At 75.5% G+C, this 26,750-nt stretch carries 27 protein-coding genes; 23 read left to right on the top strand and 4 right to left on the bottom strand.

What is annotated here, in order from left to right:
* The first annotated feature begins 7 nt into the window (after positions 1-7).
* The 9 genes from ACH5AR_RS12900 (at position 8) to ACH5AR_RS12860 (ending at position 11,101) form a co-directional block, all read left to right on the top strand.
* Positions 8-448: an SRPBCC family protein gene (locus tag ACH5AR_RS12900; RefSeq protein WP_396301421.1), complete on the top strand. Its 441-nt coding sequence runs from the start codon at positions 8-10 to the stop codon at positions 446-448.
* Between the two features lie 245 nt (positions 449-693).
* Entirely contained in the window at positions 694-1,848 is a 1,155-nt protein-coding gene (locus ACH5AR_RS12895) for a glycosyltransferase (protein ID WP_396301420.1), read from the top strand.
* A gap of 396 nt (positions 1,849-2,244) precedes the next feature.
* On the top strand, positions 2,245-3,768 hold the full coding sequence (locus tag ACH5AR_RS12890; RefSeq protein ID WP_396301419.1) for a sugar transferase: 1,524 nt from the start codon (positions 2,245-2,247) through the stop codon (positions 3,766-3,768).
* Positions 3,769-3,775: 7 nt separating this feature from the next.
* Positions 3,776-5,164, top strand: coding sequence for an O-antigen ligase family protein (locus tag ACH5AR_RS12885; protein ID WP_396301418.1), 1,389 nt, complete (start codon positions 3,776-3,778; stop codon positions 5,162-5,164).
* Positions 5,161-6,903 (top strand): lipid II flippase MurJ, encoded by a 1,743-nt coding sequence (locus tag ACH5AR_RS12880; RefSeq protein ID WP_396301417.1) that lies wholly within the window; start codon positions 5,161-5,163, stop codon positions 6,901-6,903. The genes ACH5AR_RS12885 and ACH5AR_RS12880 overlap by 4 nt, the downstream gene beginning before the upstream one ends.
* Positions 6,893-7,744 carry a polysaccharide deacetylase family protein gene (locus ACH5AR_RS12875; protein ID WP_396301416.1) on the top strand — a complete coding sequence of 284 codons (852 nt, stop codon included), beginning with the start codon at positions 6,893-6,895 and terminating at the stop codon, positions 7,742-7,744. Before ACH5AR_RS12880 ends, ACH5AR_RS12875 begins: the two co-directional genes overlap by 11 nt.
* Positions 7,741-8,856: a glycosyltransferase gene (locus ACH5AR_RS12870; RefSeq protein ID WP_396301415.1), complete on the top strand. Its 1,116-nt coding sequence runs from the start codon at positions 7,741-7,743 to the stop codon at positions 8,854-8,856. The genes ACH5AR_RS12875 and ACH5AR_RS12870 overlap by 4 nt, the downstream gene beginning before the upstream one ends.
* A gap of 50 nt (positions 8,857-8,906) precedes the next feature.
* Complete coding sequence (locus tag ACH5AR_RS12865; RefSeq protein WP_396301414.1) at positions 8,907-9,944, top strand: Wzz/FepE/Etk N-terminal domain-containing protein; 1,038 nt, start codon at positions 8,907-8,909, stop codon at positions 9,942-9,944.
* Entirely contained in the window at positions 9,941-11,101 is a 1,161-nt protein-coding gene (locus ACH5AR_RS12860) for a GNAT family N-acetyltransferase (protein ID WP_396301413.1), read from the top strand. The genes ACH5AR_RS12865 and ACH5AR_RS12860 overlap by 4 nt, the downstream gene beginning before the upstream one ends.
* Positions 11,102-11,105: 4 nt before the next feature.
* On the opposite strand, the gene ACH5AR_RS12855 is transcribed toward ACH5AR_RS12860, so the two are convergent.
* A complete protein-coding gene (locus ACH5AR_RS12855) occupies positions 11,106-12,365 on the bottom strand; it encodes a glycoside hydrolase family 26 protein (protein WP_396301412.1) in 1,260 nt (419 codons plus the stop codon).
* Positions 12,366-12,734: 369 nt separating this feature from the next.
* Between ACH5AR_RS12855 and ACH5AR_RS12850 the strand changes: the two genes are divergently transcribed.
* From ACH5AR_RS12850 to ACH5AR_RS12810, 9 genes are all read left to right on the top strand, one after another.
* Positions 12,735-13,733 carry a hypothetical protein gene (locus tag ACH5AR_RS12850; RefSeq protein ID WP_396301411.1) on the top strand — a complete coding sequence of 333 codons (999 nt, stop codon included), beginning with the start codon at positions 12,735-12,737 and terminating at the stop codon, positions 13,731-13,733.
* Between the two features lie 248 nt (positions 13,734-13,981).
* Positions 13,982-15,580 carry an ABC-F family ATP-binding cassette domain-containing protein gene (locus ACH5AR_RS12845; RefSeq protein WP_396301410.1) on the top strand — a complete coding sequence of 533 codons (1,599 nt, stop codon included), beginning with the start codon at positions 13,982-13,984 and terminating at the stop codon, positions 15,578-15,580.
* A gap of 327 nt (positions 15,581-15,907) precedes the next feature.
* Positions 15,908-16,141 carry a helix-turn-helix domain-containing protein gene (locus ACH5AR_RS12840; RefSeq protein ID WP_188300454.1) on the top strand — a complete coding sequence of 78 codons (234 nt, stop codon included), beginning with the start codon at positions 15,908-15,910 and terminating at the stop codon, positions 16,139-16,141.
* 293 nt (positions 16,142-16,434) lie between these two features.
* Positions 16,435-17,241, top strand: coding sequence for an enoyl-CoA hydratase/isomerase family protein (locus ACH5AR_RS12835; protein WP_396301409.1), 807 nt, complete (start codon positions 16,435-16,437; stop codon positions 17,239-17,241).
* Positions 17,242-17,406: 165 nt separating this feature from the next.
* Positions 17,407-17,922 (top strand): Asp23/Gls24 family envelope stress response protein, encoded by a 516-nt coding sequence (locus tag ACH5AR_RS12830; RefSeq protein WP_396301408.1) that lies wholly within the window; start codon positions 17,407-17,409, stop codon positions 17,920-17,922.
* A gap of 51 nt (positions 17,923-17,973) precedes the next feature.
* Entirely contained in the window at positions 17,974-18,168 is a 195-nt protein-coding gene (locus tag ACH5AR_RS12825; RefSeq protein ID WP_396301407.1) for a hypothetical protein, read from the top strand.
* A 14-nt stretch (positions 18,169-18,182) separates the two neighbouring features.
* Positions 18,183-18,551, top strand: a complete 369-nt coding sequence (locus ACH5AR_RS12820; protein ID WP_396301406.1) for a hypothetical protein — start codon at positions 18,183-18,185, stop codon at positions 18,549-18,551.
* Positions 18,548-19,150 (top strand): DUF6286 domain-containing protein, encoded by a 603-nt coding sequence (locus tag ACH5AR_RS12815; RefSeq protein WP_396301405.1) that lies wholly within the window; start codon positions 18,548-18,550, stop codon positions 19,148-19,150. Before ACH5AR_RS12820 ends, ACH5AR_RS12815 begins: the two co-directional genes overlap by 4 nt.
* Entirely contained in the window at positions 19,147-19,794 is a 648-nt protein-coding gene (locus tag ACH5AR_RS12810; protein WP_396301404.1) for an alkaline shock response membrane anchor protein AmaP, read from the top strand. Before ACH5AR_RS12815 ends, ACH5AR_RS12810 begins: the two co-directional genes overlap by 4 nt.
* Before the next feature lie 25 nt (positions 19,795-19,819).
* On the opposite strand, the gene ACH5AR_RS12805 is transcribed toward ACH5AR_RS12810, so the two are convergent.
* Positions 19,820-20,581 (bottom strand): SDR family NAD(P)-dependent oxidoreductase, encoded by a 762-nt coding sequence (locus tag ACH5AR_RS12805; protein WP_396301403.1) that lies wholly within the window; start codon positions 20,579-20,581, stop codon positions 19,820-19,822.
* Positions 20,582-20,680: 99 nt separating this feature from the next.
* On the opposite strand from ACH5AR_RS12805, the gene ACH5AR_RS12800 reads away from it, so the two are divergent.
* Together ACH5AR_RS12800 and trxA are read left to right on the top strand one after the other, a co-directional pair.
* On the top strand, positions 20,681-21,088 hold the full coding sequence (locus ACH5AR_RS12800; RefSeq protein ID WP_396301661.1) for a MerR family transcriptional regulator: 408 nt from the start codon (positions 20,681-20,683) through the stop codon (positions 21,086-21,088).
* Positions 21,089-21,091: 3 nt separating this feature from the next.
* Positions 21,092-21,424 carry a thioredoxin gene (trxA, locus tag ACH5AR_RS12795; RefSeq protein WP_396301402.1) on the top strand — a complete coding sequence of 111 codons (333 nt, stop codon included), beginning with the start codon at positions 21,092-21,094 and terminating at the stop codon, positions 21,422-21,424.
* 35 nt (positions 21,425-21,459) lie between these two features.
* Here trxA and ACH5AR_RS12790 read toward each other — a convergent pair whose 3' ends face one another.
* Positions 21,460-22,257: an SURF1 family protein gene (locus ACH5AR_RS12790; protein WP_396301401.1), complete on the bottom strand. Its 798-nt coding sequence runs from the start codon at positions 22,255-22,257 to the stop codon at positions 21,460-21,462.
* Between the two features lie 31 nt (positions 22,258-22,288).
* Positions 22,289-23,284: a DEDDh family exonuclease gene (locus ACH5AR_RS12785; protein ID WP_396301400.1), complete on the bottom strand. Its 996-nt coding sequence runs from the start codon at positions 23,282-23,284 to the stop codon at positions 22,289-22,291.
* Positions 23,285-23,410: 126 nt separating this feature from the next.
* On the opposite strand from ACH5AR_RS12785, the gene ACH5AR_RS12780 reads away from it, so the two are divergent.
* The 3 genes from ACH5AR_RS12780 (at position 23,411) to ACH5AR_RS12770 (ending at position 26,691) form a co-directional block, all read left to right on the top strand.
* Positions 23,411-24,454 carry a zinc-dependent alcohol dehydrogenase family protein gene (locus tag ACH5AR_RS12780; RefSeq protein ID WP_396301399.1) on the top strand — a complete coding sequence of 348 codons (1,044 nt, stop codon included), beginning with the start codon at positions 23,411-23,413 and terminating at the stop codon, positions 24,452-24,454.
* A gap of 276 nt (positions 24,455-24,730) precedes the next feature.
* Positions 24,731-25,087: a DUF485 domain-containing protein gene (locus ACH5AR_RS12775; protein ID WP_396301398.1), complete on the top strand. Its 357-nt coding sequence runs from the start codon at positions 24,731-24,733 to the stop codon at positions 25,085-25,087.
* On the top strand, positions 25,084-26,691 hold the full coding sequence (locus tag ACH5AR_RS12770) for a cation acetate symporter (RefSeq protein ID WP_396301397.1): 1,608 nt from the start codon (positions 25,084-25,086) through the stop codon (positions 26,689-26,691). The genes ACH5AR_RS12775 and ACH5AR_RS12770 overlap by 4 nt, the downstream gene beginning before the upstream one ends.
* Positions 26,692-26,750 lie beyond the last annotated feature (59 nt).

Here is a 26,750-nt window from a genome sequence, read left to right as displayed (position 1 = left end):
CAAGGTCATGGGACAGGTGCAGGCCACCACCGAGCGGGTCTACGACGCCGCGCCCGAGCGGGTGTACGAGGCGCTGGCCGACTACCAGGTGACCCGCCCGAAGCTGCTGCCCGCGCAGTACAGCGAGTACGAGGTGCGGGTCGGCGGCACCGGTGCCGGCACCCAGGTGCACTGGCGGCTCCAGGCCACCGAGAAGCGCGTGCGCGACTGCCTGTTCACCGTCTCCGCGCCCAAGCCCGACCAGCTGGTGGAGAAGGACGCCAACTCCAGCATGGTGATCACCTGGACCGTCTCGGCCGTCGGCGAGGGCCGCTCCAAGGTCACCGTGACCGCCACCTGGCAGGGCGCCACCGGCATCGGCGGCTTCTTCGAGCGCACCTTCGCCCCGAAGGGCCTGAACCGGATCCACGACCAGGTGCTGGCGAACCTCGCCGCCGAGGTGCGCTGAGGCCCCTGCGCCGGGGCCCGCCCCGCGCGGGGGCCTGGCGGGGAGGGCCGGGCCCGCCGCGCCCCCGGAATCGCCCGCCGCACGATTCGGGCGGGTAGCACCATCGAGGTGGTCGAATCGCCCGTGGATTCGAGGAGTTCGGTCTCCCGTGCGAGCCGGAAGCCGTACGGGTGGCCGAACCACCACCTGCGGGTGACGCGGGCCGCCCGGCACCGGCGGGCCACCCTAGGCTCGCCGCCGTGCATATGACGATCCTTCACATTTCCCAACCGGTGGACGGCGGGGTCGCCCGTGTCGTCGCCGACCTGGTCCGGGGCCAGCGGGAGGCCGGGCACCGGGTGCTGGTCGCCTGCCCGAGCGGCGGCCGGCTGGCCGCGGAGGCCGCGGCGGCCGGCGCGCTGGTCCAGGACTGGCCCGCCCGGCGCCCGCCCGGCCCGGGCACCCCCGCCGAGGCCTGGCGGCTGCGCCGGATCGTCCGGGCGGCCGCGCCCGACGTGGTCCACCTGCACAGCGCCAAGGCCGGGCTGGCCGGGCGGCTGGCGGTGCGCGGCACGGTGCCGACCGTCTTCCAGCCGCACGCCTGGTCCTTCGCCGCCGTCGACGGCGCGCTGGCCGCCGCCACCCTGCGCTGGGAGCGCTTCGCCACCCGTTGGGCGCACCGGCTGCTGTGCGTCAGCGTCCAGGAGCGGGCCGACGGCGTGGCGGCCGGGGTGCACGCGGACTGGGCGGTGGTGCCCAACGGCGTGGACGTGCGCCACTACGCGCCCGCCGACCGCCGGGCCGCCCGGATCGCGCTCGGCCTGGACCTGGACGCCCCGCTGGCGGTCTGCGTCGGGCGGCTGTGCCGGCAGAAGGGCCAGGACGTGCTGCTGGCCGCCTGGCCGGAGGTGCTGCGCCGGGTGCCGCGGGCCCGGCTGGCGCTGGTCGGCGGCGGGCCGGAGGAGCAGCGGATCGCGGAGCTGGTCCGGCGCAGCGCCGAGCCGGCCCGGGTCCGGCTGGTCGGGGACGTGCCGGACCCCCGCCCGTGGCTGGCGGCGGCGGACCTGGTGGTGCTGCCCTCGCGCTGGGAGGGGATGGCGCTGGCCCCGCTGGAGGCGATGGCGGCCGCCCGTCCGGTGCTGCTGACGGACGTGCCCGGCGCCCGGGAGTGCCTGCCGCCGGCCGAGCTCGCGCACGCGGTGGTGCCGCCCGAGGACGCCCGGGCCCTCGCCACCCGAATGGGGGACGCACTGTCGGATCCGATCGAATGCGAGCGGCGCGGTGCCCGTCTGCGCGAGCACGTGGTCGGCCGGCACGACGTGCGCACCGTGGTCGAACAGGTGGACGCGCTGTACCGCCACCTGCTGGGTGCGGGACCGGCTCCGGGGCGGCGCCGGGCCCGTGTCCCGGAGCGGATCTGATCGTTTCACATGCCGTGAATGCCCGCCGTTTCCGGCGTTGTCGTATTCGCACCCCCGGTTGGTGACAGGGGCGAGGCGTCAAATCCGAAATACCTATTAATAGGCGGCTGGAATGAATCGGCAAGTCAACTTCCTGCCTGTACCGCCCGGTTCGGTATTGTCGGATTTTGCCTGCTTCGTTCTTATTTCACGCCGGGAATTCTCGGCGGGGCCCCGCGCGACCGACCGTTTCGTGACCGGTCCCGCCACCACCGGCCCCGCCACCGGACGTCCGGAAGCCGCGAGCGGCAGCAGGCGCTGTCAGGACCGCGTCCACCGGGCCGGGACGGCCGCCCCGTGCCAACCGGTGCCGGGGCACCGTCACCCCGGGCACACAGCAGGGGAGATCGTGCGCTGATGACCATTGACCACGACAGTGTGCCGCGATCGGGCGGGCCCCTGGCCGGCCCCCGCCGGCCCGGTACCGGGCTGCTCGACCGGCCGGCGGGAACGGCGCACCCCCGGGCCGTCCCGGCCGCGCGCCGCACCGGCGGGACGGTCCGCTCCCGGCTCGCCCTGTCGCTCGCCCTGGTCCAGGCCGACACCATCGCGCTGTGCTCCGCCGGCGGCATCGCCAACCGGGCCCTCGACCCGGCCGCGCCGCTCGACCCGCTGCTCGGCGTCCCCGCCGTCCTGCCCCTGCTGCTCCTGCTCAACCTGACCGGCGGCCTCTACCGCTCCCGGCTCACCCCGTCCGTCCTGGACGAGCTGCCCGCCCTGTTCGCCCGGGCCGTGGTCGCCACCGCCTTCGCCGTCACCCTCTCCGGCTGCCTCGGCGGCCTGTGGCCCGACTGCGGCCCGGCCGGCCCGGCCCGGCTCACCGTCCTGCTCGGCGCCCAGCTGCTGATCGCCGCCGTCGGCCGCGCCGTCCTCTACCACCTGGTCCGGCGGATCCGCCGCGCCCACCCCAGCCCCGTCCTCGTGCTCGGCGCCGGCCGGCTCGGCCTCCGGATCGCCGCCGCCCTGCGCGCCCACGGCGAGTACGGGATGCGCCCGGTCGGCTTCCTCGACGCCGACCCGCCGCTGCTGCCCGGCGACACCGACCTGCCCGTGCTCGGCGGCCGCGAGGCCCTGGAGCGCGAGGTGCGCCGGCACGGCGTCCAGCACGTGATCGCCACCGCCGGCGCCACCGACGAGGCCGAGACCGCCGCCACCCTGCGCGACGCCGCCCGGCTCGGCTGCCAGGTCTGGCTGGTGCCCGCGCTGCGCGAGTACGGCTCGCTGCCCGCCGGCCCCGTCACCGGCGGCGACCACCTGTGGGGCTACCCCTGCCTGCGGGTCCCCCGCCCCGCGATGCGCCGCCCCGGCTGGGCCGCCAAGCGCGCCCTGGACATCACCGCCGCCGCCGTCGGCCTGCTGCTGCTCGCCCCCGTCCTCGCGCTCTGCGCCCTCGCCGTCCGCTTCGACACCGGCCCCGGCGTGCTCTTCCGCCAGCAGCGCACCGGCCTGGACGGCCGGGTCTTCACCGTCCTCAAGTTCCGCACCCTGCGCCCGAGCAACGAGCACGAGTCCGCCACCCGCTGGAACATCTCCCAGGACCACCGGATGGGCGCCGTCGGCCGGCTGCTGCGCAAGAGCTCGCTGGACGAGCTGCCCCAGCTGTGGAACGTCCTGCGCGGCGACATGAGCCTGGTCGGCCCGCGCCCCGAACGGCCGTACTTCGTCATGCGGTTCGGCCAGGCCTACCCCGAGTACGACGACCGCCACCGGGTCCCGGTCGGCCTCACCGGCCTGGCCCAGGTCAACGGCCTGCGCGGGGACACCTCCATCGAGGACCGGGCCCGCTTCGACAACCGCTACATCGAGAGCTGGAGCCTCTGGCAGGACGTCAAGATCCTGTGCCGCACCGCGGTTCTGATGCTCCACCCGGACGGGAGCTGACCGCTTCGTGGCCCTGACCCTCCCCGCCTTCCCCCGCCCCGCCTTACGGAAGGCCCTGCCCGCGCTCACCGAGCGCACCAGCCCGCTGGCCGCCGCCACCGTCCTGCTGGTCTGCGTGCCCACCGGGGAGAAGGACGTCGCCGCCGCCGTCCATGTCACCGCCGCCGACCTCGCCTCGCTCGCCCTGGTCGCGCTCACCGCCGTCAACCTGCTGCGCGGGCGGCTGCCGGCGACCGGCCGCACCACCTGCGCGCTGTTCGCCGGCATCGTGGCCGCCGCCGCCGTCGCCACCCTCGGCTCCCTCGACCCGGCCGCCGGCGCCACCGGCTTCGTCCGGCTCACCCAGGTGTTCGTCCTGGTCCCCACCGCCGTCCTGTGCTCCCTGCGCGACCGCACCGACCAGCGCCTGGTGCTCGGCTCCTTCGTGCTCGCCGCGCTGGTCCAGGGCGCCGTCGGCACCGAGCAGTTCCTCACCCGCACCGGCGCCTCCTACACCGGCCAGCCGATCCGGGCCGTCGGCACCTTCGGCGCGCTCGACATCATGGCGATGTCCAGCGTCGTCAGCTACGGGCTGCTCGCCGCCCTCGCGCTGGCCCTCGGCGAGCGCCGCGCCGGCGGCAACGCCGCGCTGCGCCGCGCGATGTTCGCCGCCGCCGCCTTCCTCTCCTTCCCGCTGGCCGTCTCCTTCAGCCGCGGCAGCTGGATCGCCACCGGCCTCGCCGCCGCCGTCCTGCTGCTGCGCGTGGACGCCCGGCTGCTGGTGCGCGGCGCCGTCCTCGCCCTGGCCGCCGGGATCGTCCTGGTCGGCGGCCTCGGCCTCGGCGGCTCCGGCGTCACCAAGCGCCTCAGCTCGATCGGCTCGGTCTCCGCCGCCCCCGACCAGTCCGTCTCCGACCGCTACGACCTGTGGTCCACCGCCGTCCGGATCTGGCAGGACCACCCCGTGCACGGCGCCGGGCCCAAGGCCTTCCAGCAGCTGCGCGACAGCCACGCCCCGCTGCGGCTGTCCTCCGGCAGCGACGCCGCCGACGCCACCATCGGCTTCCAGCGCGAACCGCTGCTCTCCCCGCACAACATGTACTTCCTGGTGCTCAGCGAGCAGGGCCTGATCGGCATCACCGCGTACGCCGCGCTCTTCCTCTCCCTGCTGGCCGGCTGCCTGCGCCACCGCCACGGCCCCGGCACCGCCGCACTCGCCCTGCTCACCTGGGTCCTGGTCGACTTCCTGTACGCCGACATCGGCGGCACCACCACCGTGCTGACCTCCGTCGTCCTCGGCCTCGCCGCCCGCGCGGCGGAGCACCCCCCGGGCCTGCCCGCCGCCGCGCCCGGCCTGCCCGCCGCCGCCCCCGGCCTGCCCGTCGCCGCCCCCGCGCCCGCCGGAGCGGCCCGGTGACCACCGACCCGCCCGCGACCGTCGCCTCCCCGCTCCCGGCCCCGCGCAGCGCCCCGGGCGGGAACCCGTCCACCGGGCCCCGCCCGGCCGCCCCCCGGCGCGGCTTCCTCGCCCGGGCCTTCGGCATCACCGCCCTGCTCAGCGCCGCCGGCTCCGGCCTCGGCCTGCTGCGCGACCTCCTGCTGGCCCGCTACTTCGGCGCCAACCAGGGCACCGACGCCTTCCTGGTCGCCTGGACCGTCCCCGAGACCGCCGCACCGCTGCTGATCGAGGACGCCATGTCCTTCCTCATGGTGCCCGCCTTCGCCCTCGCCCTGGTGCTGCGCGAGGAGGACCCGCACGCCCCCGACCCGGTCCGCCAGCTCGTCCGCGCCACCCTGCCCTGGCTGCTGATCGCCCTCAGCGCCCTCGCGCTGGTCGCCGCCCTCGGCGCCCCGGAGCTGGTCGACCTGCTCGCCCCCGGCCTCACCGACCCGGCGCTGGCCGTCGCCTGCACCCGGATCACCGCGATCACCGTGCTGCCCTTCGGGGTGGCCGGCTACCTCGCCGCCGCGCTGCGCGCCCACCACCGCTTCACCGCCCCGGCCGGCATCTACGTCGCCTACAACCTGGGCATCCTCGCCGTCCTGCTCTGCCTCCACACCCGCCTCGGCGTGCGCTCCGCCGCCCTCGGCGTCGCGGCCGGCAGCCTGCTGATGGCCGGCCTGCTGGTCGGCCCGTTCCTGAACCGGCTGCGCCAGGGGCCGCCCGGCGCCGGCCGCGGCCGCCGCTCGCGCCGGACCCTCGTGCTGATGCCGCTCGCCCTGCTGCCGGTGGCCGCCTTCACGCTCACCCGCCAGGCCCAGGTCTTCGTCGAGCGCTACCTCGGCTCGGCCCTGCCGCCCGGCACCATCTCGCACCTCAACTACGCGGCCAAGGTCTCCCAACTCGCCATGACGGCCGCCATCCTGATCTGCACCGTCACCTTCCCGCTGGTCGCCCGGGCGCTCGCCGCCGGGGACCTCACCGCCGCCCGCGACCGGGTGGAGAAGGACCTCGGCCAGGCGGCGGCCGTCGTCCTGGTCGGCACCGCCTTCCTGATGGCCTGCGCCCCCCCGGTGGTCTCGCTGCTGTTCGAGCGCGGCGCCTTCGGCCCGCACGACACCGCCGCCACCGCCGCCGTCATCCGGGTCTACAGCTTCGGCCTGCCCGCCCAGGCGCTGACCGGTGTGATGATCCGCCCGTACTTCTCGCTGCGCCCGGTGGTCCGCCGGGCCGACGACCCGGGCACCGGGGACGGTCGCCGCCGGCTGCTGGACTGGTACCCGGCCGCCGCGATGGTGCTCGGCCTCGGCGTCACCGTCGCCACCGGCCTGCTCGCCACGCCCCGCTTCGGCGCCCTCGGGCTGGCCGCCGGCAACGCGGCCGGCATCACCGCCGCCGCCGCCCTGCTGCTGCGCGGCCTGGTGCTGCGCGGCATCCCGCTGCGGCTGAACCTGGTGCTCGGCGGCCACGCCCGGCTGGTGGCCGCCGCCGCCGGGGCCGCCGTGCTCGGCGCCGCCGCCGCCGCACCGGCCGCCGACCCCCTGCTCTCGACCCTCCTCGGAGGCCTCACCGTCGCGCTGGCGTTCGCGGCCCTCGGCACCGGGCTCGGCGCCCGCGAGGTGCGCGGCCCGGTCCTCGCCGTCGTCCGGGCCCTCGGGCCCGGACGGAACCCGCCAACCGTCGCCGAAGAAGGGAAGCGTCCCGATGGACAATGAACGGGGAGCCGTCCGTTCGGCCCGGGCGGGCGCGGGCAGCGCACCGCCGCACCGGGCACGACCGCCCAGGAGCCGCCCCCCGGCCGGTGAACCGCCGATCCCCGGCTCCGCCTCGCCGTGGATCCTGATGTACCACTCGGTGGCGGTCGAGAAGGAGGACCCCTACCGGCTCACCGTCAGCCCCGAGCGGTTCGCCGAGCAGATCGCCTGGCTGCACCGGCGCGGCCGGCGCGGGGTCTCCGTCCGCGAGCTGATGCGCGCCCGCGCCCTCGGGCAGGACGCGAGGCTCGTCGGCCTCACCTTCGACGACGGCTACGCCGACTTCGCCCGGTACGCGGTGCCGATCCTCCAGGCGTACGGCTTCACCGCCACCGCGTACGTGGTCGCCGACCTGCTCGGCCGGGACAACGGCTGGGACGCCGAGGGCCCGCGCAAGCAGTTGCTCACCGCCCAGGAGGTCACCGGCCTCGCCGCCGCCGGCTGGGAGATCGGCTCGCACGGGCTCGGCCACCAGGCGCTGCCCGGCCTGCCCGCCGAGGCCCTCGCCGTCCAGGCCCGGGAGAGCCGGCGGCTGCTGGAGGAGGCCGTCGGCGGCCCGGTCACCGGCTTCTGCTACCCCTACGGAGCCGTCGACCGGCCCGCCGCGCAGGCCGTGCGCGACGCCGGGTACGACTACGCCTGCGCCATCGCGCACTCCCCGCTGACCGGCCGCTTCGCCCTGCCCCGCTGCTACGTCGGCGATCGCGACGGCGCCTGGCGGCTGCGCGCCAAGAAGGGCCGGCACCGGCTGCGGGACGCCGTCACCGAGCTGCGCCTAGCCCGGCGGGAGCCCCGGCCATGAGGGTGCTGCACATCGTCACCGGGCTGGCCGCCGGCGGGGCCGAGCGCCAGCTCCACCTGCTGCTGCGGCACCTGCCGGCCCACCAGCAGTGCGAGGTGCTCGCCCTGACCAACCCCGGCACCGTCGCCGAGGCGCTGCGCGCCGACGGCGTCACCGTCCACCACCTCGGCATGCGCGGCAACCGGGACCTCGCCGCGCTGCCCCGGCTGGTCCGGCTGGTCCGGGCCGGCCGCTACGACCTGGTGCACACCCACCTCTACCGGGCCCAGCTGTACGGCCGCACCGCCGCCCGGCTGGCCGGGGTGCGCGCGGTGGTCTCCACCGAGCACTCGCTGCACGCCGGGGTGATCGAGGGCCGCGCCGTCACCCGGGGCGTCAAGGGGCTCTACCTGGCGGCCGAACGGCTCGGCAGCACCACCGTCGCGGTCTCCCGCCAGGTCGCCCAGACGCTGCGCGGCTGGGGCGTCCCGCCGGCCAGGATCGAGCTGATCCCGAACGGCATCGACGCCGCCCGCTACCGTCTGCCGCCCGCCGAGCGGGCCGCCGTCCGCCGCCGGCTGCGGGCCGAGCTCGGGCTGCCCGGCCGGGCCTGGGCGGTCGGCGGGGTGGGCCGGCTGGTGCCCGGCAAGCGCTTCGAGGTGCTGGTCGAGGCGCTCGCCGCGCTCGACCCGGCCACCCGGCTGGTGCTGGTCGGGGAGGGGCCGCAGCGTGCCGCGCTGGAGCGCCGGGCCGAGGAGCTCGGCGTGCGGGACCGGCTGGTGCTCACCGGGGAGCGCGACGACGTGCCCGAACTGCTGGCCGCCCTGGACGTGCTGGCCGCGCCCTCCACCGCGGAGACCTTCGGCCTCGGCGTCCTGGAGGGCCTCGCGGCCGGGCTGCCGGTGCGGTACAGCGCCTGCCCGGCGCTCGACGAGCTGCCGCCCCGGGCCGCCCCGCAGGCCCGCCGCGTCCCCTCCGAGCCCGCGGCCTACGCCGCCGCGCTGCGCGAGCTGCGGCCGCTCAGCGGGCACACCGCCGACCCGCTGCCGCACCCCCCGGCCGTCGGCCACTACGACATCGCCCGGGTCGCCGCCGACCTGGGCGCCCTCTACGACCGGCTGGCCCGCGGCTGACCGCCCGCCATTCGCCGGAACCGCCGTACCAGACCCAAGGAGCAGCACCCATGACCACACCGCGCCGAAGCGCCCGCCGCCTGGTCCGCCGCTGGTGGCCGGTGGCGCTCGCGGTTCCGCTGGGCGCCGCGGCCGGCGCCGGGTACGCCGTCGCCGCGCCCCCGTCGTACGCCGCCAACGCCTACGTCCTGGTGGTCGCGCAGAACCCCGGGGAGGCCGCGACCGCGACCAACTTCGCCCAGGCGTACGGCCGGCTGGCCGGCCAGCCGCAGGTGCTCGGGGCGGCCGCCGCCGAGACCGGCCGCACCCGCTCCCAGCTGGAGTCGCTGGTGCACGGGACGACCTCCCCGGACGCCCCGATGATCGAGATCACCGGCACCGGGCGCCGCCCCCAGGACGCCGCCCGGACGGCCGACGCGGTGGCCCGCTCGCTGGTCGCCTTCGCCAACACCAGCAGCCGGGACACCAACGTCCGGCTGGTGACGCTCTCTCCGGCCGCCGCGCCGGACAGGCCGACCACACCGTCCGGGAAGCTGGACGTCGCGGTCGGCGGCGCGGCCGGACTGCTGGTGGGCGCGCTGGTGATGACGACCCGCCGCCGGGGCGGCGCCGCGACGCCGGAGCCGGCCACCGGTGCCGAGGCACCGGTGGCGCCGACGGCGCAGGCCCCCGCCCCCGCCGCCTCCGCGCTGGTGGCCGTCGCGACGACACCGCGCCCGCGCAGCGAGGCGCCGCCCACGGCGGAGCCGAAGGCAGGCCCCACGGCGGAGCCGAAGGCCGCGGCGAAGCCCGAGCCCGCCGTCGGGGCAGCCGCCGGTGCCGCCGTCGCCGCGCCGTCCGAGCCGGGGGCCGGAGCCGGAGCCGCGGGGGCCAAGGCCGAGCGGAAGCCGGAGCGGAAGCCGGAGAAGAAGGTCTCCGCGAAGGGCGCGGCACAGGCCCCCGCGAAGGCCACCGCGCCGCCGGGAGCCGGGCCCGCGGCGAAGCCTGGCCCCGCCGCCCGGCAGCAGGCCCCCGCCGCCCGGCAGCAGGCCCCCGCCGAGGAGCAGGCCCCCGCCGAGGAGCAGGCCCCGGCCGGGAGCGGCCGATGAGCACCGACACCCGCAGAAGCGGCCTGCCCGCCCAGGCGAAGGCGCCGGCCTGGACCACCGAGCTGCGCCGCGAGGACGACGCCCTGGACGCCCTCGCGCAGGAGTGGGACGACCTCGCCTCCCGCTGCCGCAGCGCCACCTTCTTCCAGGCCGCCGACTGGCAGCGCTCCTGGTGGCGCCACTACGGCCGCCCCGGCCGCCTGCTCGTGGTGCTGGTGCGCCGGGACGGCCGGCTGGTCGGCGCGGGCGCCTTCGTGCGCCGCGGCGGGCCGTTCGGCGGCCTGACCGGCCTCGGCGGCGGGCTGGTCGACTACACCGACGTCCTGCTCGACGACGAGTGCGCCGACCGGGCCGCCGCCGAGTTCGCCGCCGCGCTCCCGCTCACCCGCCCCTGGCACTGGCTGGAACTGCGCGAGGTGCACCCCGAGGCGGCCGTGCAGCGGGTGTACCGGCAGTGGCGCGGCAGCCGCCGCCGCTACCGGGACTCGCTCTGCCAGTACCTGCCGGCCGTCCCGATGGACCGGCTGCTCAAACGGCTGCCGGGCAAGACCGCCCAGCGCAGCCGGGTGAAGCTGCGCAAGATCGCCGAGGCCGGGGTGAAGGTCACCGCGACGCCGGTGGCCGAGGTGCCGCAGGCCCTGGAGGGGCTGCTGCGGCTGCACTTCCTGCAGTGGCAGGCGCGCGGCGTCACGCCCGAGCACCGCACCGAGCGGTTCGCCCGGCACCTGACGGAGTCCACCACCGGGCTGGTCGCCTCCGGCCGGGCCGCCGTCCACCGGTTCCACCTGGACGGCCAGCTGGTCGCGGTCAACCTGCTGCTGCTCTGCCCGTCCTTCGGCGGGCTCTACATGTACGGCGCCCACCCGGTGCTGCGCGAGCGGCTGGACATCGCCGGCCTGCTGTTCGGCGCGGCGCTGGACGAGACGGTCGGCGCCGGCGTCCCGGTGCTCGGCCTGCTGCGCGGCCAGGAGCCGTACAAGCAGCGCTGGCGGCCGGAGCAGGTGTGCAACCACCGGCTGCTGCTCGGCCCGCCGGGGGCGGCCCCGGCGGCCGCCGTCCGGGCCGTGGCGGTGCGCGTCCGGCAGGCGGCGGCGCACCAGCTGCGCACCCGCTTCCCCCGCCTGAAGGAGGCGCTGCTGGCCCGCCGCCGGAGCTGAGCGCTCAGTGCCGGGCGTGCCGCGCGTCCGTCGGCCGGTGCGACGGCTTGGCCGCCGCCGGCCGGGCCGACGGGCTCGCCGCCCGGCTCGGCGCGGCGCCGCCCCCGGGCACGGCGGGCGCGGACGGCACGGCGGGCGCCTCCGGCGGGCTCGCCGGGCCCGGCGCCGCGGGCACCTCGGAGGCCGGCGGGGCGGGCGGCGCCGTGGGCACCCCCTCCGGCGCCGGCGCCCCCTTCGAACCGGACATCAGCTGCCGGAAGGCCGCCGCCGAGCGCGGATTGCGGTCGCACTCGAAGAAGCCGTGCGGGCAGTAGTCGGTGACGGTCTGGTAGGCGGTGTCGTGGGTGCGGATCCACTCGACCATCCGCTGCACGAACTCGGGGTTGTCGCCGTTGCGGAACAGCCCCCACTCCGGGTAGGAGACCTGCTTGCCGCGCTTGGCGGCGAACTCCACCTGGTCCTGGAGCCCGTACGGCTCGCGCACGTAGTCCTCGAAGGTGCCGCCGGCGGGCTGGTCGTAGTTGTCCATTCCGATGATGTCGACCACGTCGTCACCCGGGTAGCACTTCGTCCACGGCACCGCGTCCAGGCCGCGGCTGGGGGCGAAGTCGAAGCGGAAGCGCTGCCCCGGCACCGAGCGCATCACCCCGACGATCCGGCGCCAGTACGCCTTCCACGCGGAAGGGTCGGGCTTGCAGCGGTGGGTGTAGGTGGTGCCGTTCATCTCCCAGCCGAGGGTGAGCACGGTGTCGGCGCCGCCGAGGGCGACCAGCCGGCGCGCGAGCTTGAGGAAGTGCCCGTCGAAGTCCCCGCGCTCCCCCTCGGCGAGCAGCCTGGCGACCTCGCCGTCCGGCACGTTCGCCTCGTTGGGCACCAGCATCGGCACGCCCAGCACCAGCAGCCGGGACGGGTCGGCCTGACGCCACTGCGACCAGAGGCCGAGGACCATCGCCTCGCCCTCGATGTCGCTCCAGCCGTTGCCCGCCAGGTAGGTGTGGCCGACCTGCATGTTCGCGTCGCCCAGCCACTGGGCGTACCGGCGGATCTGCGGGATGTGGTCGTCCCAGGAGCCGACGAAGGCGCCGAACGGCGGCTCGTGGCTCGGCCGCTGGACCTGGGGGCGGGGGGCCGCGCCGCGCGGCTCGACGGCGTCGGAGGAGAGAGTGTGCCGTTCGGTCTGGCTGAACGGCGTCCCCGCCGGGACGCTGGCCGTGGCCATCAGCAGCAGGGTGGCGGCGGCCAGCGTCAGGCGGCCGATTCGCATGGGGCTCTCCTCCGGACGTCACGTGGGCGGGGCGCACGGTCTCGGCGTGGACGGACCGTGGCGCCCCGCTCGCCGACAGTAGGCCCGCAGGGGGAGGAAAAAGCCGGAAGTCACCCTAAAGTGGGCGCCAATCGAACGCCGTCTGCCGCAACCCCCGGCGACCGGCGAGCGGGTAACAGCTCTGTAACGGTCCCGTCGGGCCCGTCCGGCCCGTCCCGGCCGGCCCCGCGCGGTGCCCGGAGCCCCGACGGCGCAGGTGGGCGGGCGGGCGCGCGGGGAGGGCGCGCGGGCCAAGGCGGACGCCCGGCGCGGACACGCGACGGCACAACCGGGCTGACTCGCGTGCCCGGTGACAGGTACGCTCCGGCCGTGTCCTGGAAGCCGCTGCGTGTACTGACCCCCCGCTCGATCCTGCCTGCCTCGGCGGTGATGCTGGTCCTTGCGGCCGGAGCGGCGGCGCACGTCAACAAGCCGGTGCCGTTCGGCGACCGGGTCGCGGGGCCGGGCGACGCGGGGGCGACGCCGGTGAACTCCGAGACGCTCGGCGCGGCCGACCTCGACCTGCGGGTGGGCCCGGGCCTGGAGGCCTTCCACCAGCAGACCGGCGAGCAGGCCTGGTCCTACCGCCGCGAGGGCGCCGAGGCGCTCTACCTGGCGATGGCCGGGGACAACGCGATCGTGGTCTGGGACGACGGCCTCGTCACCTCGGTGCGCCCGGGCGACCACGAGGTGCGCTGGCACCGCGCGGTGCCCGGCCTGGCCGACTGGCTGCGCGGCGACGGCGAGCCCGGCGCCGACAAGCGGACCGACGCCCAGCGCAAGGCGCTCGCCAAGCAGCGGGCCGAGGCCGCGCTGCACACCGTCCAGCGGGACGGCTCGCCCTGGCTCGCGCTGGTCACCCCGAACCTGACCATGGGCCTGCGCGACGCCGACGGCGACCTGCGCTACAACGACAAGCCCGCCGGCGGCTGCGTCTACGACCCGCTGCGCACCGTCCACACCGACTACGCCGTGCTGATCCCGCGCACCTGCACCAACGGCAGCGGGCAGCCCGTCTCCGGCGGCATCACCGGCTACCGGCTGGACAGCAACGGCTGGTCGACGAGCACCGGCCCGGCGGCCACGGTCAGGGTGCTGGACCGCAGCCGGGTGGAGGTCACCGACGGCCCGATCGTCCCGCCCCGGGTGTTCGACACCAGGGCGGCCGCGCCCGAGACGCCCTGCGGCAGCGTGGACGCGCCGTTCGCGGCGGTCCGTCCGCAGGGCGGCTGCGCGGCCGAGCTCCCGGTCGAGCAGGCGCCGGACGCGCCGGACGCGCCGGACGCCGGAGCCCCCGCCGGGGACCAGCCGGGCGCTGCGCCGCGGTAGCCGGGCCGGACACCCCGGCACCGACACCCCGGCACCGACCGGGGGCGGATACCCCGGGGCGGTACACCCGCAGGGGTGACGCGGGGCCCGGTAGACTTTCCGTCATGGCCATCTTCTCCGGGCAATAGCGGGTGGCGGCGCGAGCGAGGGCCGCGCCGACCGCCGATGAAGCCCCCCTCACGCCAGACCGGCCCCGGGTCCGTCGTCCACCCGGCCGCCCGCCCACGTCCCAGGAGCAGACCCCCGCCATGATTTCCGCCAACGCCCTCGAACTGCGTGCCGGTGCCCGGATCCTGATCGAGTCCGCCAGCTTCAAGGTCGCCGCCGGCGACCGGATCGGCCTGGTCGGCCGCAACGGCGCGGGCAAGACCACGCTGACCAAGGTGCTGGCCGGCGAGGGCCTGCCCGCCGCCGGCACCGTCACCCGTACGGGAGAGGTCGGCTACCTCCCGCAGGACCCGCGCACCGGTGACCTGGACGTCCTCGCCAAGGACCGCATCCTGTCCGCCCGCGGCCTCGACACCGTGCTGAAGAAGATGCGCGAGAACGAGGACCGGATGGCCAACGGCAAGGGCGCCACCCGGGACAACGCGATGAAGAAGTACGCCCGGCTGGAGACCGAGTTCCTCACCAAGGGCGGGTACGCCGCCGAGGCCGAGGCCGCCACCATCGCCGCCGCGCTGGGCCTGCCGGACCGCATCCTCGGCCAGCCGCTGCACACCCTCTCCGGCGGTCAGCGCCGCCGCGTCGAGCTGGCCCGGATCCTCTTCTCGGACTCCGACGTGCTGCTGCTCGACGAGCCCACCAACCACCTGGACGCCGACTCGATCGTCTGGCTGCGGGACTTCCTGAAGACGTACAAGGGCGGCTTCATCGTCATCTCGCACGACGTCGACCTGGTCGAGACGGTCGTCAACAAGGTCTTCTACCTGGACGCCAACCGCTCCTGCATCGACGTCTACAACATGGGCTGGAAGCAGTACCAGCAGCAGCGCGAGGACGACGAGAAGCGGCGCAAGCGCGAGCGCGCCAACGCCGAGAAGAAGGCCGCGACGCTGAACGCGCAGGCCGACAAGATGCGCGCCAAGGCGACCAAGACGGTCGCCGCGCAGAACATGGCCCGCCGCGCCGACAAGCTGCTCTCCGGGCTGGAGCAGGTGCGCCAGAGCGACAAGGTCGCCAAGCTGCGCTTCCCGGAGCCGGCCCCCTGCGGCAAGACGCCGCTGACCGCCAGCGGCCTGTCGAAGTCCTACGGCTCGCTGGAGATCTTCACCGACGTCGACCTGGCGATCGACCGGGGCTCCCGGGTCGTCGTGCTGGGCTTCAACGGCGCCGGCAAGACCACCCTGCTGCGGATGCTGGCCGGGGTGGAGCAGCCGGACACCGGCGAGGTGATCCCGGGCCACGGCCTGAAGATCGGCTACTACGCCCAGGAGCACGAGACCCTGGACCCGGACCGCAGCGTGCTGGAGAACATGCGCTCGGCCGCGCCGGACACCGACCTGGTGCAGATCCGCAAGATCCTGGGCTCCTTCCTGTTCTCGGGCGACGACGTGGACAAGCCGGCCGGGGTGCTCTCCGGCGGTGAGAAGACCCGTCTGGCGCTGGCCACCCTGGTGGTCTCCTCCGCCAACGTGCTGCTGCTGGACGAGCCCACCAACAACCTCGACCCGGCCAGCCGCGAGGAGATCCTGGGCGCGCTGCGCGAGTTCTCCGGGGCGGTCGTGCTGGTCACCCACGACGAGGGCGCGGTCGAGGCGCTCGACCCGGAGCGGATCATCCTGCTGCCGGACGGCGTGGAGGACCTCTGGAACCCGTCCTACGCCGATCTGGTCTCCCTGGCCTGACCGGAAGTAGACGCAAGGTCCGCTATTCAGATGAGAATATCTAGTCCATTCGGCGTGTCCGGGAATGAAGTAGACCCGGATTCCGTTTAAGGACTTTCCGTCGGCCCGCCACTCGATCGTGGTCGGGCCGATGCTGCTGATCAGCTATTTCTCGGCGAATGGCGGCAATCTCCCGGGGGCGCGCACTCTGTGTGAGCGCCCCGGTGCGCTCGGATCACCACCGGCGGACCACGCATTTCCGACATCGACCTTGTCGAATGGGTGGCCAGGACGCGGTGGATGGGTGATCATGGGAATCTGACCGAGCAACGCTACGAGGAGGCACGGGTGGCCGAGACTCTGAAAAAGGGCAGCCGGGTGACCGGTGCCGCGCGTGAGAAGCTCGCGGCCGATCTCAAGAAGAAGTACGACTCCGGGGCGAGCATTCGCGCTCTCGCGGAGGAGACCGGTCGTTCGTACGGCTTCGTGCACCGGATGCTGAGCGAGTCCGGAGTGATCCTCCGGGGCCGCGGCGGTGCCACGCGGGGCAAGAGCAAGGCGACTGCCGGGGCCGGTTCCTGACGGTTCGTCTGCCATTGGCTGGATGACGCGGCGGCAGGACGCCGGCCGGGGAGACGACGGCTGACCACGGTCGGGCGTCCGCCCTCGGATCGTGTGGACCGGCCGCCGATCGTCATGTCCGGGGTGTCGTCCGTCCCCCGCGCCCGTTCCCCGTCCGTCCCCCGTCCGCTCACCGGGGCCGTTCCCGGCGGGCTTTCCGGCCCGTCCGTCTTTCCGGGGCCGGGCCCCTGCCCCTGTGCGTCGAGTTTTGTTACTCTCCGGTAGCCATATCCCTCGCCACCGGAGGTCCCCGCATGACCGCTTCCGCCACCGACCCGCAGGCCCCGAGCTGGGAGCGGGACGGCGTCCGCCTGGAGGTCGACGGCGAGCTCGCCGTCGTCACCCTGTGTCAGCCGAAGCGGCGCAACGCCCAGTCGCCCGCACTCTGGCGCGCCCTCGCCGGGGCCGGGCGCGACCTGCCCGGCAGCGTCCGGGTGGTGCTGCTGCGCGCGGAGGGCGTCTCCTTCTCCGCCGGGCTGGACCGGGCCATGTTCACCCCCGAGGGGATCCCGGGCGAGCCCACGTTCCTCCAGTTGGCCGCCTCCACCGACCAGGAGCTGGACGAGGCCATCGCCGCGTACCAGGAGGCCTTCACCTGGTGGCGCCGCCCGGACGTGGTCTCCATCGCGGTGGTCCAGGGGCACGCCGTCGGCGCCGGCTTCCAGCTGGCGCTCGGCTGCGACCTGCGGGTCGTCGCCCAGGACGTCCGGTTCGCGATGAAGGAGACCTCGCTGGGCCTCGTCCCGGACCTGGCGGGCACCAAGCCGCTCACCGAACTCGTCGGCTACGCGCGGGCGCTGGAGATCTGCGCGACCGGCCGCTGGGTGGGGGCCGAGGAGGCCGCCGCGATCGGGCTGGCCAACCTGGCGGTGCCCGGCGAGGAGCTGGACGCCGCCGCCAGGGACCTCGCGGCGGCCCTGCTGGCGGCGCCGCGCGGCGCGGTGATCGAGACCAAGGCCCTGCTGCAGGGGGCCGCCGGACGCTCCTTCGACGAGCAGCGTTCGGCCGAACGGGCGGCGCAGGCCCGCCGGCTTCGGGAGCTCGCCGGGATCGGCGACTGACCGTACGGCCACGGCGCAGGGCCCGGTCCGGGGAGTTCTCCCGGGGCCGGGCCCGCTCTCGTTGCGGCGCCGGCCGTCCCGGCTCGGCGGGCGGGGAACGTGGCGAAATGCCAGAGTTGGGGAGGTTTGCGATATAGCTGGTGCCGTACGACGGGAGAAGCGCTCATGCCTGACACTCCGACGCCCGCGACCATGCACAAGCACCCCGGCGGCGGCAGCGCCCCGCCCTCCGGCCCGTCCGGGGGCGGCGGCGGTGCCCGGCCGGTGGGCGAGCGCGGCCACACCGCGCTGGCCGTGGGGGTGGTGGAGAAGATCGCCGGAATGGCGGCCCGGGAGGTGCCCGGGATCCACGCGCTCGGCTCCGGGCTCGCCCGGACCTTCGGGGCGATGCGGGACCGGGTGCCCGGGGGCAAGCCGAGCGTGGGGCGGGGCATCAAGGCGGAGGTCGGCGAGAAGCAGACCGCGATCGACATCGCCCTGGTGGTCGAGTACGGCGTGGTCATCCCCGAACTCGCCCGCCAGGTGCGGGAGAACATCATCGGCGCGGTCGAACGGATGACCGGCCTGGAGGTCGTCGAGGTCAACATCGCGGTCAACGACGTCCACCTCCCGGACGAACCGGAGTTCGAGGAGGAAGAGGAACCGGCGGCGGCCTCCGGACAGCGGCCGAAGCTCAAGTAGCGCGCCCGGCGGCGGGGCCGCCGGGAAGCAGCGGAGACGAGGGAGAAGCGGATGAACCTGGCCATCGTCGGCCTGGTGGTGGGCATGGCCCTCGGCTTCGCCGGGTACTTCGGCGGGTTCGCGGCCTTCCTGCTGGTGGCCGCGCTCGGGGTGGTCGGCTTCGTGGCCGGGCGCCTGCTGGAGGGCGACATCGAGCTGGGCGAGCTCGGGGACCTGCTCCGCGGCCGCGACCGGCGCCGCCGCTGATGGCGGGGCCGGTCGTGGCCGCGGAGCCGGCTCCGGGGGCCGGGGCGGGCCCGGACCCGGCGTCCGTACCGGGGCGCCGGGGGCGGCTGAGGGTCGCCGACCGGGTCTACGCCCGGATCGCGGCGCGGGCCGCCCGGGAGGCGCTGGCGGACGCCTGGCCCGCCGGGCGGGCGAAGGGGGCGCCGCCGCACGTCTCGGTGACGGTGCCGGGGAGCACGGTGAAGGTCCGGGTGGCGCTGGAACTGCCGTTCCCCTCCGATGTCGCCGCCCTGGCCGTGGCCGTGCGGAGGCGGATCGCGGAACGGGTGGCGGGGCTGACCGGGACCAGGGTGTCGGACGTGGTGGTCGTGGTCGAGAAGCTGGTGACGGGGGGCGCTTCGTGAGCGGCGAGGCTGACGGGCGGCGCGCGCCGGGCCGGGCGCGCCGGCTGCGGGCGCCCCGGACGGCCGCGGCGGCGCTGGTGGCGACGGGCGTGCTGGTGGTGGCGGGGGCGCTGCTGTACGACGTGGTGGCGGTGCGGGTGGGGCAGCCGGCGCGGCGGTGGCGGGCGCAGATCGCGGACGAGCTGGCGGTCCGGCACCTGGACGACCTGGCGGTACTGGTCGGCGCCGGGGCGGTGACCGCGCTCGGCGGGTGGCTGCTGTGGCTCGCCCTCGCGCCCGGGCTGCGGCGGTGGCTGGTGCTGCGGCCCTACGGGGGGACGACCGCGGCGGTCGACCGCGCCGGGGTCGGGCACCTGCTGGCGGACCGCGCGGCGGGCCTGGACGGGATCGACGAGCTGCGGATCCGGGTCGGGCGGCGGCGGGTGCGGGTCTCGCTGGTGGGGCCGGCGGACCCGGCGCTGGTGCAGCGGCAGCTGCGGGACGAGCTGGAGCGGGTGGGGCTGGCGCGGCCGCTGCGGCTCGACGTGCGGGCGGTGCGGGGGGCCGCGGGGGAGGGCCCGGGGACGGTCGGCGGCGGGGAAGAAGGGGTGGCGTTGTGAGCAGGACGGTCGTCAACCGGGTTCTGCTGGGCGTGGTGGGCGCGGTCCTGGTGGGCGTCGGGGTGCTGGTGCTGGCGGGAGGGCTCGACCTGTACCGGCGGCTGGGCGTCCACCCGCCGGGGTGGTGGCCGCTCACCTCGCCCGACCAGCCGGTGGTGAGCACCCGCACGCGCGGGCGGTGGGTGGGCTCGGCGTGGTGGTGGCCGACGGTGATCGGCGGGCTGGCGGCGCTGGTGGCGGGGGCGGCGTGGTGGCTGGTGGCGCAGCTCCGGCGCGCCGGGCTGGCGAGCGTCGCGGTGCCGACGCCCGGCGTGGGCGGGTTGCGGCTGCGGGTCGGGGCGCGGGCCCTGGAGGAGGCGGTGGAGGACCGGACGGCGGTGCTGCCGGAGGTCGAGCGGGCGGGGGTGCGGCTGGTGCGGGCGCCGCGGCACCCGCGGCTGCGCGGGGCGGTGCGGCTGCGGCCGGGCGGGGACCCGGCGGCGCTGGTGGAGCACTTCGAGGACGGCCCCCGGGCGGACGCGTGCGGGAGCCTGCGGCTCGCCGAGCTGCCGGCCGACCTGCGGATCCGGGTGCTCCAGGCGGCCCCCGCCGAGCCGCGGCACGGGCGGCGGGGTCGGCGGGGGCGGCGGTCCCGGGTGGAGTAGGCCCCGGGGCGGCGGTCGGCGGAGGTCAGAGGCTGCGCAGGGCGCCGCCGTCGACGGGGACCATGACGCCGGTCAGGTAGGAGGCGGCGGGGGAGAGCAGGAACGCGGCGACCCTGCCGAACTCCTCGGGGGTGCCGTAGCGGCCGAGCGGGATCGCGGCGGAGGCCTGGGCGCGGGCCGCGTCGGGGTCGGGGGCGAGGCCGTCGAGCTCGCGGACCCGGTCGGTGTCGATCCGGCCCGGGAGCAGGCCGACCACCCGGATGCCGCGGGGGCCGAGCTCGTCGGCGAGGGTCTTGGCGGCCATGGCCAGGCCCGGCCGCAGCCCGTTGGAGATGCCGAGGCCCGGGATCGGCTGGCGGACGGAGCTGGACAGCACGAAGGCGATCACCCCGCCGTCCGGGAGCGCGTCCGCGGTGGTGCGCGCGAGGCGCAGCGCCCCCAGGAAGACCGACTCGAAGGCGTCCCGCCAGGCCTGCTCGGGGGCGGCCGCGACGGGCCCGGCCGGCGGGCCGCCGACGCTGATCAGGATGCCGTCGAGGCGCCCGAACTGCTGCCGGGCCTCGGCGACGAGGCGTTCGGGGGTGTCGGGGGAGGCGTTGTCGGCGGCGAGGCCGCGGGCGCTGCCGAGGGCGCCGAGTTCGGCGACGGCGTTGTCGACGGCCTGCCGGGTGCGGCCGCTGACCAGCACGTGGGCGCCGTCGGCCGCGAGTTCGCGGGCGGCGGCGAGGCCGAGGCCCCGGGTGGCGCCGGTGACGATGTAGGCCCTGTCTTTCAGTCCGAGATCCATGGGGACATAGTGCCTGCCGGACGGGGCGGGTGGGGCTGGCGTTGACGCCGGGGGGAAGGTTTACCGTCGTTGCCGGAGGCGCGGGAGGAGTGGTTCGGCGTGCGGATCGGTGAGTTGGCGCGGCGCGCGGGGACGACCACGCGGGCGCTGCGGTACTACGAGCAGCTGGGGCTGCTGCCGGCCCGGCGGGCCGGCAACGGGTACCGGGCGTACGACGAGGGGGACCTGAGGCTGCTGCGGGAGATCCGGATGCTGCAGGACTTCGGGTTCGGCCTGGAGGAGACCAGGCCGTTCGTGGAGTGCCTGCGGGCCGGGCACCCGGAGGGGGACTCGTGTCCGGCCTCCCTGGAGGTCTACCGGCGCAAGCTGGGGGAGCTGGACGCGTGCATCGCCCGGCTCCAGGAGGTGCGGTCGCAGGTGGCGGGGCAGTTCGACCGGGCGGTGAAGGCCCGGGACGGGCTGGCCGCCGTCGGGGAACCGCCGCGGTGCGAACTGACGAAGGAGTAGACGGTGGTGGAGATCACGGGTGTGCCGGCGGTGACGGACGAGACGTTCGCGCAGGAGGTGCTGGCGGCGCCGGGGCCGGTGCTGGTCGACTTCACGGCGGACTGGTGCCCGCCGTGCCGGATGATGGCGCCGGTGCTGGCGGACATCGCGCGGGAGGAGGCGCACCGGATGCGGGTGGTGAGCGTGGACGTGGACCGCAACCCGCGGACGCAGGCGGCGTACGGGGTGCTGTCGATGCCGACGCTGATGGTGTTCCGGGAGGGGCGGCCGGTGCGCTCGGTGGTGGGGGCGCGGGCGAAGGCGCGGCTGCTGCGGGAGCTGGACGACGTGCTCTAGCTACGCGGGGCCGCGGCGACACGGGCCCCGCCCTCCTAGGCGGGGACGGCGTCGAGCGGCACCTCGGCCTCGGCGGCCTGCTTGGCGCGGTCCTTGGCCTCGCGGCGGGCGAGGACCCAGACGCCGACCGGAATCATCGCGGTGAACAGCCACCACTGGATGGCGTAGGCCATGTGGGGACCGATGTCCGAGTGGTTGGGCTCGGGGATCAGCTGGGGCTGCTCGGCCGGGGCCGGGGTGGTGCCGGTGAGTTCGAGGTAGCCGCCGAGGAGGGGGGTGCCGGTGCGCTTGGCCTGCTCGTCAGTGTTGATCAGGTTGTACTGGCGGTCGGGCAGGCCGGTGCGGTCCTTGATGCCGCTGGCGCCGTAGGTCTCCTCGGCGCGCAGGCGGCCGGTGAGGGAGACCTCGCCGGCGGGGGCGGCCGGGACGGGCGGGTACTCGGTGGCCCCGGTGCCGGAGGCGACCCAGCCGCGGTTGACCAGGACGGTGCCCTTGCCGTCGGCGAGCCGGAAGGGGGTGACGACGAAGTAGCCGATGGTGCCGCTGGAGTCGGTCCGCTTGCGGACCACGAACTCGTGCGCCGGGTCGTACTGTCCGGTGGCGGTCGCGGTGCGCCAGGTGAGGTCCTTGGGGACGGCGAAGCCGGGCGTCGGCGACAGGGTGTCGAAGGGGACCGGCGCCGCCGTCAGGGCCTGGCCGATCAGCTCGTTCCGGGCCACCCGGGCCTCGTGGCGGTGCAGCTGCCAGAAGCCCAGCTTGATCGTCGCGGGGATCAGCAGCAGCGCGACCAGCATGGTGGTCAGCCACTGTCGGGTCAGCAGAAAACGGTACACACCGGAACCGTACGCCGACCTCACAACCGGCTCACGCACCGGGGTGCGGGGCGACCTCGCGCAGCAGCTGGAGGAAGGCGTCCTCGCCGACCACGGGGGTGCCGACCTCACGGGCCTTGCGGGCCTTGCCGCTCCAGCTGTCCGGCTCGTTGGTGACCAGCAGGCTGGTGAGGCGGCTCACCGAGGTGGCGATGTGCAGGCCCGCCTCGACGGCGCGGTCCTCCAGGACCTCGCGGTCGGTGGCGGTGTCGCCGGTGATGGCCACCCGCATGCCCTGGACGAGCGGCTTGCCGTCCACCCAGCGCCCCGGGTTGGGGTAGGGGCAGGGCGGGCGCTTCCTGGCCTGGCGGTACGTGGAGCCGGTCCAGGTGCTGCGGGCGGGGGAGGCGGGCTCGTCCTCGCCGAGGTCGGTGACCGCGACGCAGTTCTGCAGCGGCAGCGGCACGCCGCCGTCGCGGGCGAGGTGCAGGCTGGGGCGGAAGGCCTCGGCGAGCACCCGGGCGTCGTCCAGGGCGTTGTGGGCGTGGCGCTGCCGGACACCGAAGTGGGCGGCGAGCGAGGACAGCTTGCCGTTGGGCAGCGGCAGGCGCAGGTCGCGGGAGAGGACCATGGTGCACAGCCGCTGGTCGACCGGGGCGCGCAGGCCGGCCCGGGAGAACTCGCGGGAGATCATGTTCCAGTCGAAGAGCGCGTTGTGCGCGACCAGGACGCGGCCCCGCAGCCGGGCCGCGAACTCCTCGGCGATCTGCGGGAAGGTCGGGGCGGTGGCGAGCAGTTCGGCGGTGAGGCCGTGGATCCAGACCGGGCCCGGGTCCCGTTCGGGGTTGACCAGGGTGTACCAGTGGTCGACGACGTCGCCGTCGTGGTCCAGCTGGTAGACGCCCGCCGAGATGACGCGGTCCGAGCGGCCGAGACCGGTGGTCTCGACGTCGACGACCGCGAAGCCCCCGCTGGGCGCGGCGGAGCGCTGGGCGGGGACCGGGGCGGTCCGCGGCGCTCCGAGGGTCTCGGGCTGGATCGGTTGCATGGTCCAACAGGATAAGGGGCGCGGCGGGGGGCTCCGGCCGGAATGTTCCGACCGGGCGGCCGGAATAGAGTGGTCGGCGGGGGTGTCGTACACCTGGTCGAAACCGTTTCAACAAAGGAACAGCGCATGCGTGCCACCGTGATCCACGGCCCGAACGACATCCGTATCGAGGAGGTGCCGGACCCGGTGATCCAGCACCAGACCGACGTGGTGCTGCGGGTGGTGAACGCCTGTATCTGCGGCAGCGACCTGTGGGCGTACCGCGGTGTGGCGCAGCGGGTGGCCGGCCAGCGGATCGGCCACGAGTTCCTGGGCGTGGTCGAGGAGGTCGGCGCCGAGGTGCGCGGCTTCACCAGGGGGGACCTGGTGGTGGCGCCGTTCGTCTGGTCGGACGGGACGTGTGACTTCTGTCTCGAAGGCCTCCAGACCTCCTGCCCGCACGGCGGCTTCTGGGGGCAGGTCGGCTCGGACGGCGGCCAGGGCGAGGCGGTGCGGGTGCCGTTCGCGGACGGGACGCTGGTGAAGCTGCCGAAGGAGGCGGCGGGAGACGAGAAGCTGCTGCCGGGGCTGCTGGCGCTGTCCGACGTGATGTCGACCGGGCACCACGCGGCCGTCTCGGCCCGGGTGCGGCCGGGGGCGACGGTCGCGGTGGTCGGCGACGGAGCGGTGGGCCTGTGCGGGGTCCTGGCGGCGCACCGGCTGGGCGCGGGCCGGATCATCGCGCTGGGGCGGCACCCGGCCCGCACCGAGCTGGCCCGGCGCTTCGGGGCGACCGACGTGGTGGCCGAGCGCGGGGACGCCGCGGTCGAGGCGGTCAAGGAGCTGACCGGCGGCCAGGGCGCGCACGCGGTGCTGGAGGCGGTGGGCACCGAGGAGTCGATGCGCACGGCCGTCTCGATCGCCCGGGACGGCGGCGCGGTGGGCTACGTCGGGGTGCCGCACGGCGGCAGCGCGGGCGTCGACATCGGCCAGATGTTCGGCCGGAACGTCTCCCTGAACGGCGGCGTCGCCCCGGCCCGGGCGTACATCCCCGAGCTGCTGCCGGACGTGCTCTCGGGCGCCATCGAGCCGGGCCTGGTCTTCGACCGCACCGTCGGGCTGGACGGCGTTCCGGACGGCTACCGCGCGATGGACGACCGCTCGGCCCTGAAGGTGCGGATCGCCTTCTGAAGGCCCCCGCTCCCCGGCTCCGGCCCGTACCGCTCCCCGACCGGGGCGGCACGGGCCGGAGCCGTTTCGGGGGCCGGTCGTGGGCGGTGCGTTCACTGGGATGGGCTGCTTTTCGGCCAATCGGATGGTGCGAGGGGGTGAACGGTCGACTGATCGCGGCCAACCCCTTCCGGGGCGGGCAGGACGCTCCTAGCATTGCGCGGCGCACACCAGACATGTGACGCCCCTCACGTTCGATCGCCCCGTGTGACGAATACGCCGAAGGAGTGAGACAGCGTGGATTCGCCGCCCCTCGCCACCGACGCCACGGAAGCCCGACACATCGACGGGAGCGAGGAGTTCCGTGCACTGCGGCGCTCGTTCCGGAGCTTCGCCTTCCCGGTCACCGTCGGCTTCGTGCTCTGGTACCTGCTCTACGTCCTGCTCTCCTGCTACGCCCCGGGACTGATGCGCGCCAAGGTCCTCGGGCACGTCAACGTGGCCCTGGTGCTCGGGCTGCTGCAGTTCGCGACCACCTTCGCCATCGCCGCCTGGTACGCCCGCTACGCGGACCGGCGGATCGACCCCGCCGCCGCGGCGATCCGCGAGGCGCACGGCGCCGTCGTCCACGCCCCCCGGGAGTCCGCCGAATGATGCTCCTCGCCAGCTCGGCCACCGAGCACCGCGGCCTGACGATGACCCTGTTCGGGGCCTTCGTCCTGGCCACCCTCGCGATCACCGTCCGGGCCGGACGGCAGACCAGGAGCGCCTCCGACTTCTACGCCGGCGGCCGCGGCTTCACCGGGTTCCAGAACGGCCTGGCCATCTCCGGCGACTACATGTCCGCCGCCTCCTTCCTCGGCATCGCGGGAACCATCGCGCTCGCCGGGTACGACGGCTTCCTCTACTCGATCGGCTTCCTGGTCGCCTGGCTGGTCGCGCTGCTGCTGATCGCCGAACCGCTGCGCAACTCCGGCCGCTTCACCATGGCGGACGTGCTCGCCTTCCGGATGCGCCAGCGCCCGGTGCGCACCGCGGCGGGCGTCTCCACCATCGTGGTGTCGATCTTCTACCTGCTCGCCCAGATGGTCGGGGCCGGCACCCTGGTCGCCCTGCTGCTCGGGGCCGAGGGGAACGCCGCCAAGCGCTGGACCATCGTCGGGGTCGGCGCACTGATGATCATCTATGTGGTGATAGGAGGGATGAAGGGCACCACCTGGGTGCAGATCGTCAAGGCGGTGCTGCTGATCGTCGGCGCCGCGCTGATGACCGTCCTGGTGCTCGCCAAGTACCACTTCAACCCCTCCGAGCTGCTCGGCGCGGCGGCGAGCGCGAGCGGCAAGGGCGAGGCCTTCCTCCAACCGGGGCAGAAGTACGGCAGCGGCACCGCCAAGCTCGACTTCATCAGCCTCGGCATCGCCCTGGTGCTCGGCACCGCCGGCCTGCCGCACATCCTGGTCCGCTTCTACACCGTGCCCACCGCCAAGGCCGCCCGGAAGTCGGTGCTCTGGGCGATCGGCATCATCGGCGTCTTCTACCTGATGACCCTGGCGCTCGGCTTCGGCGCGGCCGCGCTCGTCGGCTCCAAGGCGATCAAGTCGGCGAACGCGGCCGGCAACACCGCGGCCCCGCAGCTGGCCGAGGCGCTCGGCGGGGGCGCCGGGACCACCGGCGGCGCCGTCCTGCTCGCGGTGATCTCGGCCGTCGCCTTCGCCACCATCCTCGCCGTGGTCGCCGGGCTCACGCTCGCCTCCTCGGCCTCCTTCGCCCACGACCTCTACGCCAACGTGATCCGGCGCGGCAAGGCGAGCGAGCGCGAGGAGGTGCTGTCGGCGAAGTGGGCCGCGTTCGCGATCGGGGCGGTGGCGATCGTGCTCAGCCTCTTCGCGGACAAGCTCAACACCGCCGCCCTGGTCGCCCTGGCCTTCGCCGTCGCCGCCTCGGCCAACCTGCCCACCCTGCTCTACTCGCTGTTCTGGAAGCGCTTCACCACCGTCGGCGCGGTCAGCTCGGTCTACGCCGGACTGGTCACCTCGGTGGCGCTGGTGGTGTTCTCGCCGGTGGTCTCCGGCGCGAAGACCTCGCTCTTCCCGCACTCCGACTTCCACTGGTTCCCGCTGGAGAACCCCGGCCTGGTCTCCATCCCGGTCGGCTTCCTGGCCGGCTGGCTCGGCACGCTGCTGTCCAGGGAGCGACCCGACCCGGCGAAGTACGCTGAACTGGAGGTCCGCTCGCTGACCGGGCTGGGCGCCCACTGATCGTCCCGCGATGACTATGCTGGCCCGGCCCGCCGTGACGGTGGCCGGGCCGGCCGCAT

This window comes from Kitasatospora sp. NPDC018619 (genome assembly GCF_044391605.1).
Taxonomy (GTDB): Bacteria; Actinomycetota; Actinomycetes; order Streptomycetales; family Streptomycetaceae; genus Kitasatospora.
This window is presented reverse-complemented; position numbering and strand designations above follow the sequence as displayed.

What these genes read in the sequence shown, in the direction of transcription:
- ACH5AR_RS12865 (WP_396301414.1), top strand. Translation starts at nt 8,907, where the DNA reads ATGACCACACCGCGCCGAAGCGCCCGCCGCCTGGTCCGCCGCTGGTGG.
- ACH5AR_RS12805 (WP_396301403.1), bottom strand. Translation starts at nt 20,581, where the DNA reads ATGGATCTCGGACTGAAAGACAGGGCCTACATCGTCACCGGCGCCACC.
- ACH5AR_RS12845 (WP_396301410.1), top strand. Translation starts at nt 13,982, where the DNA reads ATGATTTCCGCCAACGCCCTCGAACTGCGTGCCGGTGCCCGGATCCTG.
- ACH5AR_RS12875 (WP_396301416.1), top strand. Translation starts at nt 6,893, where the DNA reads ATGGACAATGAACGGGGAGCCGTCCGTTCGGCCCGGGCGGGCGCGGGC.
- ACH5AR_RS12825 (WP_396301407.1), top strand. Translation starts at nt 17,974, where the DNA reads ATGAACCTGGCCATCGTCGGCCTGGTGGTGGGCATGGCCCTCGGCTTC.
- ACH5AR_RS12870 (WP_396301415.1), top strand. Translation starts at nt 7,741, where the DNA reads ATGAGGGTGCTGCACATCGTCACCGGGCTGGCCGCCGGCGGGGCCGAG.
- ACH5AR_RS12770 (WP_396301397.1), top strand. Translation starts at nt 25,084, where the DNA reads ATGATGCTCCTCGCCAGCTCGGCCACCGAGCACCGCGGCCTGACGATG.
- ACH5AR_RS12890 (WP_396301419.1), top strand. Translation starts at nt 2,245, where the DNA reads ATGACCATTGACCACGACAGTGTGCCGCGATCGGGCGGGCCCCTGGCC.
- ACH5AR_RS12830 (WP_396301408.1), top strand. Translation starts at nt 17,407, where the DNA reads ATGCCTGACACTCCGACGCCCGCGACCATGCACAAGCACCCCGGCGGC.
- ACH5AR_RS12855 (WP_396301412.1), bottom strand. Translation starts at nt 12,365, where the DNA reads ATGCGAATCGGCCGCCTGACGCTGGCCGCCGCCACCCTGCTGCTGATG.
- ACH5AR_RS12785 (WP_396301400.1), bottom strand. Translation starts at nt 23,284, where the DNA reads ATGCAACCGATCCAGCCCGAGACCCTCGGAGCGCCGCGGACCGCCCCG.
- ACH5AR_RS12860 (WP_396301413.1), top strand. Translation starts at nt 9,941, where the DNA reads ATGAGCACCGACACCCGCAGAAGCGGCCTGCCCGCCCAGGCGAAGGCG.
- ACH5AR_RS12835 (WP_396301409.1), top strand. Translation starts at nt 16,435, where the DNA reads ATGACCGCTTCCGCCACCGACCCGCAGGCCCCGAGCTGGGAGCGGGAC.
- ACH5AR_RS12895 (WP_396301420.1), top strand. Translation starts at nt 694, where the DNA reads ATGACGATCCTTCACATTTCCCAACCGGTGGACGGCGGGGTCGCCCGT.
- ACH5AR_RS12900 (WP_396301421.1), top strand. Translation starts at nt 8, where the DNA reads ATGGGACAGGTGCAGGCCACCACCGAGCGGGTCTACGACGCCGCGCCC.
- ACH5AR_RS12780 (WP_396301399.1), top strand. Translation starts at nt 23,411, where the DNA reads ATGCGTGCCACCGTGATCCACGGCCCGAACGACATCCGTATCGAGGAG.